9 protein-coding genes are annotated in these 12,919 nt (G+C 65.1%); 4 read left to right on the forward strand and 5 right to left on the reverse strand.

Annotated features, from left to right (window positions below; genetic code table 11):
- The first annotated feature begins 64 nt into the window (after positions 1-64).
- Positions 65-1,822 (forward strand): patatin-like phospholipase family protein, encoded by a 1,758-nt coding sequence (locus TGR7_RS01380; protein ID WP_012636867.1) that lies wholly within the window; start codon positions 65-67, stop codon positions 1,820-1,822.
- Positions 1,823-2,584: 762 nt separating this feature from the next.
- Positions 2,585-3,022: a DUF4399 domain-containing protein gene (locus TGR7_RS01385; RefSeq protein WP_012636868.1), complete on the forward strand. Its 438-nt coding sequence runs from the start codon at positions 2,585-2,587 to the stop codon at positions 3,020-3,022.
- Positions 3,023-3,684: 662 nt separating this feature from the next.
- Here TGR7_RS01385 and TGR7_RS01390 read toward each other — a convergent pair.
- On the reverse strand, positions 3,685-4,695 hold the full coding sequence (locus TGR7_RS01390; protein ID WP_012636869.1) for a class 1 fructose-bisphosphatase: 1,011 nt from the start codon (positions 4,693-4,695) through the stop codon (positions 3,685-3,687).
- A 287-nt stretch (positions 4,696-4,982) separates the two neighbouring features.
- On the opposite strand from TGR7_RS01390, the gene TGR7_RS01395 reads away from it, so the two are divergent.
- Complete coding sequence (locus TGR7_RS01395) at positions 4,983-6,242, forward strand: 6-phosphofructokinase (RefSeq protein ID WP_012636870.1); 1,260 nt, start codon at positions 4,983-4,985, stop codon at positions 6,240-6,242.
- A 140-nt stretch (positions 6,243-6,382) separates the two neighbouring features.
- Positions 6,383-7,144 carry a TIGR01458 family HAD-type hydrolase gene (locus tag TGR7_RS01400; RefSeq protein WP_012636871.1) on the forward strand — a complete coding sequence of 254 codons (762 nt, stop codon included), beginning with the start codon at positions 6,383-6,385 and terminating at the stop codon, positions 7,142-7,144.
- Positions 7,145-7,348: 204 nt separating this feature from the next.
- Here the strand turns inward: TGR7_RS01400 and TGR7_RS01405 are convergent, their stop codons facing one another.
- The 4 genes from TGR7_RS01405 to TGR7_RS01420 all read right to left on the reverse strand — a co-directional run bounded on the left by TGR7_RS01405 (position 7,349) and on the right by TGR7_RS01420 (position 12,855).
- Positions 7,349-9,418: an AfsR/SARP family transcriptional regulator gene (locus TGR7_RS01405; RefSeq protein WP_012636872.1), complete on the reverse strand. Its 2,070-nt coding sequence runs from the start codon at positions 9,416-9,418 to the stop codon at positions 7,349-7,351.
- A gap of 47 nt (positions 9,419-9,465) precedes the next feature.
- Positions 9,466-10,806: a chromate efflux transporter gene (gene chrA, locus TGR7_RS01410; protein WP_012636873.1), complete on the reverse strand. Its 1,341-nt coding sequence runs from the start codon at positions 10,804-10,806 to the stop codon at positions 9,466-9,468.
- Between the two features lie 158 nt (positions 10,807-10,964).
- On the reverse strand, positions 10,965-11,885 hold the full coding sequence (locus TGR7_RS01415) for a pirin family protein (protein WP_012636874.1): 921 nt from the start codon (positions 11,883-11,885) through the stop codon (positions 10,965-10,967).
- 52 nt (positions 11,886-11,937) lie between these two features.
- Complete coding sequence (locus TGR7_RS01420; RefSeq protein ID WP_012636875.1) at positions 11,938-12,855, reverse strand: LysR family transcriptional regulator; 918 nt, start codon at positions 12,853-12,855, stop codon at positions 11,938-11,940.
- Between the last annotated feature and the right edge of the window lie 64 nt (positions 12,856-12,919).

Genomic DNA, 12,919 nt, shown 5'->3' on the forward strand with positions numbered 1-12,919 from the left:
TTCACACTTCCAACCTGCATTCCCACTTCCCAATTCCCACTTCGCACTTTCAAGGAGGATTCCCATGCGCAAACCCGAACCCGGTACCTTTGAACTCGGCCTGGTCATGGCCGGTGCGGTCTCAGCCGGCGCCTACACGGCCGGTGTGCTGGATTATCTGTTCGAGGCCCTGGAGACCTGGGAGAACGCCAAGGCGGCCACGCCGGACGAAGTGCCGAGCCACCGCATCCAGATCCGGGTGGTGACCGGCACTTCCGCGGGCGGCATCGCCTCGGCGATCACCGCCATGCTGCCCTTCACGCGCCATCACCCGGTCCAGGATCTGCACCTGGCGGACGGGCCGGGCAAGCCGGTCAATGCCGGGAAAAACCTGTTGTACCGATGCTGGGTGAGGGACGTGGACCTGGGCGACATGCTGGACACGGCGGACATCAAGGGCGACCACATCCCCTCGCTGCTGAGCGGCGATCCCGTGAGCCGCATCGCCAACGAGGCCATCACCTCGGTGCGCCAGAGCCCGCCCTCAGGGTGGATGCGCTGGTTCGCCAATCCCTTGCAGCTCTACCTGCAGGTGACCAACCTGCGCGGCGTGCCCTATCTCATCAACATGGTCACCGACCAGGGCGTGCGCGGGCACCGGGTGATGAGTCATGCCGACCATGCCCACTTCGCCGTCTACGGCACCAGCGCGAGCCAGCCCGAGGGTCTGCCCCTGGGTGCGACGGCGGTGAACTGGCCGGGCACCCTGGGCACGCCCGACGACGGCTGGGAACGGGTGCGGGACGCGGCCCTGGCCACCTCCGCCTTCCCGGTGGGCCTGCCCGCCCGGGCCATGGACAATCATCTGCGCAGCTACGAGTCGAGACCCTGGTCGCGGCCCGCCGGCGTGCCGCTGTCCGAGGAGCCGCCGCGCATCGCGCCGGATTGCCCGCCCCACCTGATGCAGCCCTACCAGTTCTGGAGCGTGGACGGGGGTCTGATCAACAACGAGCCCCTGGAGACGGCGCGCATCGCCCTGGCCGGTGCGCCGGATGCCCGCAACGAGCGCGACCCCACCAAGGCCGATCGGGCGGTGCTGATGATCGATCCGTTCCCAGACGACACCGGCTACAGTGCCCCCGAGCACGGCGAGATCCCGGACATGCTGGGTGCCGCCTTCGCCCTGCTGCCGACCCTCAAGAACCAGGCGCGCTTCAAGCCGGAGGAGGTGATGCTTGCCTTACACGAGGACGTCTACAGCCGCTTCCTGATCGTGCCCCGCAGGGGCGGGCGCCATGAGAGCGAGACCGACATCGCCTCGGCAGGGCTCGGTGGCTTCGCCGGTTTCGTGGACGCGGAACTGCGCATGCACGACTTCCAACTGGGCCGGCGCAACGCCCAGAAGTTTCTGCGCGATCACCTGGTGGTGCACCGGGATAATCCCATCGTGGCGGACTGGGTCAAGCGCATGGAGGCCAGTGGCAAGCTCCAGGACTTCCAGCCGAGGATTCGCGCCGCCGGCGGCCAGGAGATTGTGGACCGGGATTTCGTGCAGCTGATCCCGCTGGTGGGCGATGCCCGTGCCCAGGTGCCGTCGCGCCCCTGGCCCCAGCTGCGCTGGCCGGTGATCGAGAAGCGACTGAAGGCCGGTATCGAGAAGCGTGCCGAGGCCATCACCCCGGCCCTGGTGCGCCGTGGCCTGGGCATGATCGGCCTGAGCGACAAGCGCCTGCTGGGCCGCCTGGTGCGCAGCTTCGCCTCCAGCAAGATTCGCGATGCGGTGCGCGACAAGGCGCTCAAGGCCATCGAGGAGGATCTGAAGACGCGGCGGTTGCTTAGGTGATCTTGTAGGAGGCCCGATCTCGGACCGAACAGCGCGGCCTCCCCGGACGCCGATGTTCGCGGCGCGGTCGCCGCTCCTACTCAAAAATCCATGTTCTCGCCAAGACGCGAAGGCGCAATGGAAATCATTGAATCTATTTTCTTCGCGTCTTTGCGGCTTCGCGAGAGACCATGGTTTTGGCATCAAGGCCTCCGTGGCCGGATCAAAAGCCTGTTCTCTCACGGAGCCACGGGGGCACGGGGTTTTCTGAATCAAGTGCATTTCTCCGCGCCCCTGCGCCTCTGCGAGAGCATGATGGTTTTTGGTTTCGTATTTGTAAAAAACCATTCTCTCGCAGAGGCGCAGAGGCGCAGGGGCGCGGAGGAAGGCTTTTGGAGAAAATCTGAAAGGCGGTTCTCTCGCCAAGACGCGAAGGCGCAGAGGAGATCATTGAATCGATTTTCTTCGCGACCCCGCGTCTTGGCGAGAGACCATGGTTTTGACGTCAAGGCCTCCGTGGCTGAACCAAAAGCCTGTTCTCTCACGGAGCCACGGGGGCACGGGGTTTTCTGAACCAAGTGCTTTTCCCAGCGTCCCTGCGCCTCCGCGAGAGAGTCGCCTTTGGGTTTTCATGACAAGTCGCCTTTCCCCGTGCCCGCATGGGAGCCTGAATGCAGGTCGCGCGGACCGATCTGCCGTACGGCTTCTATACTCCATGAGCGGACCACGAAACCGCTCATAACAAAGATGCTGCTTGTATGCAGCCCAATGGAGGAGATACCCATGAAGCGCTATCTGGCATTTGTCCTGATCCCCATCCTTTCTCTCCTGCTCCTTACCACGGCCCAGGCGGAACTCAAGCGGGTCGCGCCACCCGAGGGCGCCAGTGTCTACCTCATCTCACCTGCCGATGGAGAGACCATCCGCGGCCCTGTCACCGTGCGCATGGGTCTGCGCGGCATGGGTGTGGCCCCGGCGGGTATCGACCACCCGAACACCGGGCATCACCACCTGCTGGTGAACATGCCCCTGGAGCAGGTGGACCTGAGTGCTTCGCTGCCGTTCTCTGACCAGACCCGCCATTTCGGTGGTGGCCAGACCGAGGCCAGGCTTGAACTGCAGCCCGGCACCTACACCCTGCAGCTGCTGTTCATGGACTACCGGCACGTGAGCTTCGATCCGCCGGTGGTCTCTGAGGTGGTCACCATCACGGTGGAATGAGGCTCGATTCTCGGAGACGGGTTTCATGCCAGCAAAAACCGATTCTCTCGCGGAGGTGCGAGGACGCAGGGGAAGGATGTGATCGATTAACCCCGCGTCATCAAAAGCCTGTGCTCTCACGGAGCCACGGGGGCACGGGGTTTTTTGAATCAAGTGCATTTCTCCGCGCCCCTGCGCCTCTGCGAGAGCATGATGTTTTTTGGTTTCGTATTTGTAAAACCCATTCTCTCGCAGAGACGCAGAGGCGCGGAGGAAGGCTGTTGGATATGACCTGAAAGGCGGTTCTCTCGCCAAGACGCAAAGTCGCAAAGAAGATCATTGAATCGATTTTTCTTCGCGTCTTGGCGGCTTCGCGAGAGATCATGGTTTTGACATCGAAGCCCCGTGGCCGAATAACTAAAGCTGTCCTCTCACGGAGCCACGGAGTCACGGGGTTTTTTGATCAAGTGTTTATCTCCGCGCCCCTGCGCCTCCGCGAGAGAATCGTCTTTCGGTCTTCATAACCCGTCGCCTTTCCCCCGTGCCCCCCGTGGCTCCGTGAGAGGATAGCTTTTTGGGTTCGCAACGGTTGGGCATCGCTGTGCTCAGCCCAAGCTACGGAAATCAAGACACAAAAAAAGCCCGGCAGAGCCGGGCTTTTGACTTACAGCAGTGAGGCAGGTTCAGTCGTTGTGGTAGCTGGTGACCCGATCCACTTCATTCTTCGAGCCCAGCACCACCGGCACGCGCTGGTGGATGTGCTCGGGCTTCATCTCCATGATGCGCTCGCGGCCCGTGGTGCTGGCGCCGCCGGCCTGCTCGATGAGGAAACTCATGGGGTTGGCCTCGTACATGAGGCGCAGCTTGCCGGCCTGGCCCTTGGTCTTGAGCTTCTCGTCCAGGGGGTACATGAAGATGCCGCCACGGGTCAGGATGCGGTGCACCTCGGCCACCATGGAGGCCACCCAGCGCATGTTGAAGTCCTTGCCGCGGGGGCCTTCCTTGCCCTGCAGACACTCATCGATATAGCGCTTCACCGGCGCTTCCCAGAAGCGCATGTTGGAGGCGTTGATGGCGAACTCCTGGGTGTCCTCGGGGATGGTGATGTTCTCATGAGTGAGCAGGAACTCGCCGAAGTGGCGGTCCAGGGTGAACATGTTCACGCCCTGGCCCGTGGTCAGCACCATCATGGTGGAGGGACCATACAGGCAGTAGCCGGCGGCCACCTGCTCCACGCCGGGGCGCAGGAAGTCCTCGGTGCTGGGGTCGCCCGGGTGCACCGGGGCCTTGAGGATGGAGAAGATGGTGCCCACGGAGACGTTCACGTCGATGTTGGAGGAACCGTCCAGGGGGTCGAACAGCACCAGGTAATGACCCCGGGGGGCGTTCTTGGGCAGCTGGCAGATCTCGTCCATCTCCTCGGAGGCGAGGCCGGCCACGTGGCCGTTGTGCTGCAGGGCCTCCATGAAGATCTCGTTGGAGATCACGTCCATCTTCTTCTGGGTCTCGCCCTGCACGTTCTCCGACTCGGCGGAGCCCAGGATGTCCACCAGGTCACCCTTGTTCACCAGGTCGGAGATCTTCTTGCAGGCCACGGCGATGTCGTTCAGCAGGCCGGTGAACTCGCCCGTGGCGCCCTTGAAGTTGCGCTGGGTCTCGATGATGTAGTTGGTAAGCGTTGTTCCGATATGCATGGTTGCGAATTTCCTAATGTTTAAGGGGAAACAGGTCCCGGGCGGGCGATCGTGGTGCGGGGTGCACGCTCGCGGGGCGGACGGCGTGGCGCGCTCCCCCGGCTTGTCCCGGGGGCTCAAGCTGTTAACCTGAGGGAATGCGCTGCCACGAAGCCGTCAAATCAGGGGGCGTATCATAGCAAAACGCCCGGAGCGATGCGCATATCCCCATGGCGGCCCGGATTTTGCGTGCCTTCAGGGGGTCAGGCCGCCGCCCCCCACGCCACACACAGGAACCCCGGAATCCCATGCCCAACAACGTCCTCTATGCCCAGTCCGGCGGGGTGACCGCCGTCATCAATGCCAGTGCCTGCGGGGTGATCCAGACCGCCCGGGCCCTCCCGGAGACCTTCGGCAAGGTCTATGCGGGCAAGGACGGCATCCTCGGCGTGCTGCGCGAGGAACTGATCGACCTGGACCGGGAGTCCGAGGAGACCATCGCCGGCCTGCGCCACACCCCCGGCGGCGCCTTCGGTTCCTGCCGATTCGACCTGGGCGACCCGGACACGCACCCGGAACAGTACCGGCGCCTGGTGGAGGTCTTCCGCGCCCACGACATCGGCTACTTCTTCTACAACGGCGGCGGCGGCTCCATGGACACGGCGCTCAAGGTGGCGCGCATCGCCGACGAGATGGGCTATCCCATCGTCAGCGTGGGCGTGCCCAAGACCATCGACAACGACCTGGCCTGCACCGACACCAGCCCCGGCTTCGGCTCCGCCGCCAAGTTCATCGCCACCGTGGTGCGCGAGGCCAGCATGGACGTGGAGTCCATGGCCAGTTCCAGCACCAAGGTGTTCATCATGGAGGTGATGGGCCGCCATGCGGGCTGGCTGGCCGCCGCCGCGGCCCTGGCCCAGCAGTCCAAGGACAGCCCGCCCATGCTGATCCTGTTCGCCGAGATCCCCTTCGACCAGGCGGACTTCCTGCGCCGGCTCAACGACGTGATCGCCACCCACGGCTATTGCGTGGTGGTGGCCTCGGAAGGGCTCAAGGGACCCGACGGCAAGCTGCTCACCGTGGCCCAGTCCCACGATGTCTACGCCTATACCCAGCTGGGCGGCGTGGCCCCCATGCTGGCGGGCATGATCAAGGAGAAGACCGGCCACAAGATCCACTGGGCGGTGGCCGATTACATCCAGCGATCGGCCCGGCACATCGCCGCCCGGGTGGACGTGGAGCAGGCCTACGCCACCGGTGCCATGGCGGTGCGCTTCGCCGCCGAGGGCCACACCGGCTTCATGCCGGTGATCAGGCGCCTGTGCGACGCCCCCTACCTGTGGACCGTGGACCGGGTGCCCCTGGAACAGGTGGCCAACATCGAGCAGGGCATGCCGAGGGATTTCATCAGCGAGGGCGGCTACGGCATCACCGAGGCCTGCCGGCGCTACCTGCGCCCGCTCATCGAGGGCGAGGCCTACCCGCCCTACGAGGGCGGCCTGCCCCGCTACGTGCGCATCCGCGGCGAATTGCTGGAGAAGAAGCTGCCGGCGTTTGAACTCAAATAATTCTCGGTCAGGTGATCATCACGCAGAAACCGCAAAGGCGCAGAGTGCGCAGAGAAATCTTTTGATCAAAACCTTCGCGACCTCTGCGCCTTTGCGGTCTCTGCGTTAAACTCGATTATGTGACTGTGGAGGACTGCGGAATGAAACCGATCCGTGGTGTCCTGCTGGATCTGAGCGGTGTGCTTTACGTGGGGGATGCGCCCCTGGCCGGTGCGCTGGAGGCCCTGACGCGGCTGCAGGCATCGGGCCTGCCGGTGCGTTACATCACCAACACCACCCGAAGTCCCCGGCGCGAGATCCATCGCATGCTCTCCACCATGGGATTTCGCATTCCAGAGCAAGAGATATTTACCGCGCCGGGCGCCGTGCGCGCGGCGCTTGAACGCGACGGGCTCAAGCCGTTGCTGCTCATCCATCCCGGGCTTGCCCCGGAGTTCCAGGACCTGGTGACGGACACCCCCGATGCGGTGGTGCTGGGCGATGCCGGCGAGGCCTTCAGCTATGACAATCTCAACCGCGCCTTCCGCCTGCTCATGGACGGCGCGCCCCTGCTGGCCATGGGCAGCAACCGTTACTTCAGGGAACAGGACGGTCTGAGTCTGGACATCGGTCCCTTCCTCAGGGCCCTGGAATACGCCGCCGGCGTGCAGGGCACGGTGCTCGGCAAGCCCTCGGCGGAATTCTTCCACGCCGCCGTGGCGGACATGGGTCTGGAACCGGACGAGGTGCTCATGGTGGGCGACGACGCAGAGGCCGACGTGCAGGGCGCCCTGGACGCGGACATTCAGGCCTGCCTGGTGAGGACCGGCAAGTACCGGCCCGGCGACGAGGACCATATCGATACCCACCGTGCCCGGATCGCTGACGATCTCGCTGCACTGGTTGCTGATCTCTTAGCCTGAATGGAATCGAAAGGAAACCGCGACGCAAAGGCGCAAAGACGCGAAGTTTCGCAAAGTCTTATAAGGGTTTAAAACCCAAAACTCTTTGCGTTCCTCTGCGTCTTTGCGCCTCTGCGTCGCGGTTTCCCAGCACCGATGACCTGCTGGCAGCGATCAATGACGTGAAGGGATGCCCGTGAACGGAAATGCTCGAACCGTTCAGCATCACGGTTCGGATATGGAGGCGGGCATCTCGCCCAGCCGTGCCATGAACTCGGCCCGGCATCGCTCATAGGCCAGGCGGGCATCGCCCTTGCGGCCGCTGTGCAGGTAGGCCTGGATCAGCGCGGACTGGATGTCCTCGGCCAGGGGCTCCAGCGCCACGGCCTGTTCCGCCAGGTGCAGGAAGGCCTCGTGATCGCCGGCGCCGAGATCGTGATCGAGCAGCCTGCGCACGCCCTTGAGGTAAAGATTGCGCAGCCTGAGCCGGGCGGACAGGGCCCAGTGGGCATTGTTTTCCCCGGGCAGGAATGGGCCCCGGTAGAGCTGCAGGGCCTCGCGAAGCTGCGCATCGTTCTCCGCGGCCAGCGCCGCAGTCAGGGCCTGCTCGAAACGCAGTGCGTCAACGAGCACCGCGTCCTCGTTGATGCTGATGCAGCCTTCCCGCCACAGCAGGCTGTCATCCCGTCCCAGGTGCTTGCGCAGCCGGTGCAGCGTGGTCTTGAGGTTCTGGCGCGCCAGGTCTCCCTCCAGGTCCGGCCACAGGGCATCGCACAGCTGCGCCACGGGGACCTTGCGGGTGCCCAGGGCGATGATGGCCTGGAGCAGTTCCAGGGGGCGCTGCCGGTTGCCGGTGCCCGGCGAAGCGCTCTCGAGCTTCACCCCGAAACCGCCCAGGGTGCGGATCTTCACCGGGTAGGGCCAGCTGGCGGGCACCTCGCGACCGACCGGCGGGGCAAGCTGCAGTCGGCAGATGACCTCCCGGCAATAGTCACGCTCGATGTCCGCCTCCAGGGCCCGGGCAAGGAGGGCGGCCAGTTCCTCGCGCCGCAGAAACGGGGCCGAGTAGCTCTCCAGGGACCGGCCCAGGGCCAGGGCCTCGGCCAGTGCCTGAAGGTCCCCATCCACGCTTGTGCCCAGGCGTACGGGATTGAACCGGGCCAGGTAATCGAACCAGCGGCTGCTGGTCTCCCGTGCGATGGTGTCGATGCGGGCGAGCTGGTCTTCGGCGGCGCTGGCATCGCCCAGGCCGTGGGCGACCAGGGCGGCACTGAGGTGGTTGTAGGCGGCACCGAAGGGCACGCCCGCCTGGTCGCTGGCCTCGAGGCCCTGTCGGGCGATCTCCCGGGCCACAGGCAGGTTTCCCCGGTGCAGTTCGACCAGGGCGGCGATGTGCTGATAGTAGGCCTGGTCCAGGCGCCCGCGCAGGCTGAGGCTGGCGCCCATGGCCGAGAGATGCCTGCCCGCGGCGGGCAGGTCACCGGCGGAGAGGGCGGCGTAGATGGCCGGCGCATGGACCAGGAAATCCCACAGCTTCACCCCGTGTTCCTGGCCAAGACGGATGCCCTGGTCGGCCCAGTGTTGGGCCTCTGCCAGCTGTCCGCGGGACATGTGGTCGATGGCACGCATCACGTGCACGCCGATGCGCACGATGGCGGGTATCTGCGCAGAGTCCGCCAGGGGGCCGGCCTGATGCAGGATGCGGTTGCGGGCCGGGGTATCACCCACCCAGAGATGGTAGAAGAACAGCCCGAAGGCGAAGGCGGCCAGGCACTGCGGGCTGCGGTGCCGGTCGATCAGGGCATGGGACTGGGCCACCCAGTGGGCCATGCGCGCATGCCCGGGGCGCCGGTAGGACATGACGCTGAGCATGGCCGCGCTGGCGCGGATCTCGATCTCCGGCGACGGGAAGTCCGGGTGGCGCTGATGCAGGGTCTCGAAGCGCTCCAGCCAGTGATCGGCGGGATCGAAGTCGGTCCAGTCGAGCACCAGGCATTCCAGGATGGCCGTGCAGGCCAGGTACTGACCCTGGATGTCGGCTCGCGCCTCGAACTGTTCGAAGGCGCGGGCAAATTCATCCCGGGCGGCGGCCGGTGACTGGAACATGCGGGTGGTCGCGTCCCAGTAGACCAGCCAGGGTTCACGGGCACGCAAGGCGTTCGGCAAATCGGCCAGGGCCTCGGCCAGTTCAGTCACGCGCCCTTCGGCCATCAGGCGGGGTGCCTGGCCGAGCAGCTGCGCGACCCGCTCCTGGGTCGGCACCTCGCCGGATGCCGAGTCTGAGTTCTTTGCCATCCATTCCCCTTTGTCGCTGCCGGCGCTCCTGCCGGGGTGTGCTGTCTTTAGAGCAGCAACTGGTAGCCGGCGCCGATGGCGGCGCAGGCGCCTATGAGGGGAATGATACCCATCTTGAAGCGGAACAATGCGATGAAGGCCGCGATACCGAGCAGCGCCGAGAACCATTCGAAGTCGCCGTCAAAGCCCTCGGGCCAGAGCACGTGGTAAGCGAAGAACACGGCGAGGTTGAGGATCACGCCCACGACGGCGGCGGTGATGCCGGTGAGTGGCGCGGTGAAATGCAGCTCGTGGCGGCTGGCCTCCACGGCCGGCGCGCCCACCAGGATGAACAGGAACGAGGGCAGGAAGGTGAAGAAGGTGGCCACCACCGCACCGAGGATGCCGGCCATCACCAGGGCATCGGGACCCAGGAAGCCGTGGGTCCAGCCACCCACGAAGCCCACGAAGGCCACGATCATGATCAGGGGGCCCGGGGTAGACTCGCCGAGGGCCAGCCCGTCGATCATCTGCGGCGCCGTGAGCCACTGGTAAGTCTCCACGCCACCCTGGTAGACGTAGGGCAGCACCGCGTAGGCGCCGCCGAAGGTGACCAGGGCCGCCTGGGTGAAGAACACGCCCATGCGCGTGAGGGTGCCGTCCCAGCCATACAGGCTGAACAACAGGCCCAGCACCCCCGCCCAGAGCAGCAGGCCGATGGCGACGAAGCGCACCACCCGGGACCAGCGAAAGCGCATCCAGTCCGCGACCGGCGTGTCGTCGTCGATCAGCGCCGGGCCGTAGCTGTTCTTTCCGCTGCCACCATGCCCGCCGCCGAGCTGAAAGCGTGCAGGCGAGAGCCGCCCCCCGATCCAGCCGATGACGGCTGCCCCGATCACGATATAGGGGAAGGGCACGTTGAGCGCGAAGATGGCCACGAAGGCCGCCGCCGCTATGGCCCAGAGTGCGCCGTTCTTCAGCGCCCGGCTGCCGATGCGCCAGGCGGCGTGCACCACGATGGCGGTGACCGCCGGCTTGATGCCGTAGAGGATCGCCTGAACGATCGGCACGTCGCCGAAGGCCAGGTAGATCCAGGTGAGGACGATCAGGATCAGCAGCGAGGGCAGCACGAACAGGGTGCCGGCGATGATGCCACCCAGGCTGCCGTGCATGAGCCAGCCGATGTAGGTGGCCAGCTGCTGGGCCTCGGGGCCGGGCAGGACCATGGTGTAGTTGAGCGCATGCAGGAAGCGGTGCTCGGAGATCCAGCGCCGGCGCTCCACCAGCTCCTGGTGCATCATGCTGATCTGCCCGGCGGGGCCGCCGAAGCTCACGAAGCCCAGCTTGAGCCAGTACAGAAAGGCCTCTAACAGGCCGACAGGTGCGGGTTTATCGGTGGGTGTGGTCATGATTGTGGCGGGCAGTATTTATCACCGGCGTTGAAAACACAAAGCCTTCAACGCGAAGGCGCAAAGACGCAGAGGACGCAAAGTTAGTTAATCAAAAAGCCCTTTTGCGTCCTTCGCGTCTTTGCGCCTTCGCGTTGGATTTTTTTCGTGGACAAGACCTACCGCTCCGGCAGGGGAATGAACTCCACCTCGTCCCCCGGCACCTTGGGAAACGCGCCGTTCTTCCAGTCCGCCTTGGCCTGCTCGATGCGTTCCTTGCGGCTGGAGACGAAGTTCCACCAGATGTGGCGCGGGCCCAGCGCCTCACCACCGATCAGCGCCAATTGGGTATCCTCCACCGCCCGGACCGTCACCGTATGGCCCGTGTGAAGCACGGCCATGCCGTGTTGGTCGATCTGGCTGTCCAGGGCCGCGAGCCTGCCCTTCACCACGTAAAGCGCCCGTTCCTCCGCGCCGTCCGGCAGCGTGAGGCTCTGGCCGGCCTTGAGGGCGGCCTCCACGTAGAGCGTCTGCGCGAAGGTCCTGACCGGGGACTGCACGCCGTAGGCGGCACCGATCAGGACGCGCACGGGCACCCCGTCCACGTCCACCGAGGGGATCTGCTCGCGACCATAGTGATGGAAGGCCGGGTCGGTCTCCTCGTCGGCCTCCGGCAGGGCGAGCCAGAGCTGCAGGCCGTCCAGGACATTGTTGGCGGCCTTGATCTCTTCCCGCTGGCGCTCGGAATGCACGATGCCTTTGCCCGCCACCATCAGGTTGATCGCGCCGGGGGTGATGGTCAGCTCGTTGCCCAGTGAATCCCGGTGCAGCATCTCGCCCTCGAACAGGTAGGTCACCGTGGCCAGGTTGATGTGGGGGTGGGGCCTCACGTCGACCCCCTGGCCCGGTTCGAACACCGCCGGCCCCATGTGATCGAAGAAGATCCACGGCCCCACCATGCGGCGCTTGGCCGACGGCAGGGCGCGGCGCACGGTGAAACCGCCGAGGTCGTGTTCCTTGGGGACGATCATCAGATCGATGCCGGTGCAGGGGTTTGCCTGCTCGATCGTGTCATCTTCAATGTCGGTCTCGATGCTCATGTGGGTTCCCTGTCAGGTCCTGCGGATGGTTCCATGATACATGCCGGGCGGGTCACGACGCCTTGATGAACTGATCACGGTCGGTTTCGTTGCCGAACCGCCCCACCAGGAACTCCACGAATGTCCTGACCTTGGCCGACAGGTAACGACGGGAGGGGTACACGGCATGGATGGAGATGTCGGCCGGGCAGTAGGCGTGCAGCACCTGCTGCAGGCGTCCCGAGGCGAGGTCCGGGCCGACGATGAAGGTGGGCAGGAGCGTGACCCCGAGGCCGGCCAGGGCCGATGCCCTGAGGATGTCTCCATTGTCTGCGCACACCGGTCCATTGACCTTGACCGACTCGGTGCCGCGGGGGCCGTGCAGCGTCCAGGTGTCCGGCTTGAGGTCGTTGGCGTAGATCAGGCAGGCATGGATGGCGAGGTCCTGGGGCACCTTGGGGGTGCCCTGTCGTGCCAGGTATTCGGGCGATGCGCAGAACACCCGTCGGGAGGGTGCGATCCTGCGGGCGATCAGGCTGGAGTCCTCCAGTTCACCGATACGGATCGCCAGGTCGAAGCCCTCGGCCACCACGTCCACGAAGCGGTCGCTCAGGCTCAGGGAGACCTGCACCTCGGGGTAGGCCGTGATGTACTCGGGGATGAGCTTCTGGAGGTGCAGGATACCGAAGGAGGTCGGGGCACTCACGGTGAGCCGGCCGCGCGGCCGGTCACTCTGCTCGCCCGCGATGCGCTCGATCTCGTCGATCTCCTCCAGGATATCGCGGCATCGCTCGTAGTAGACGCGGCCGGTCTCCGTGAGGCTGATGCGCCGGGTGGTGCGGTTCAGCAGGCGGGTCCCCAGGTGCGCTTCAAGGCGCATCACCGCCTTGCTCACCTGGGCCCGGGAGACGCCGAGCCTCTGGGCGGCGGCCGCGAAACCGCCCGCGTTCACCACTTCCACAAAGGTGCTCATGCCGGTCAGCCGGTCCATATTGTCAATCTATAGGAAACAATTTGTTCACTTATAGGCCGTTTATCTAACAGATTCCATCCTA

This window comes from Thioalkalivibrio sulfidiphilus HL-EbGr7 (assembly GCF_000021985.1).
GTDB classification, from domain to species: domain Bacteria; phylum Pseudomonadota; class Gammaproteobacteria; order Ectothiorhodospirales; family Ectothiorhodospiraceae; genus Thioalkalivibrio_A; species Thioalkalivibrio_A sulfidiphilus.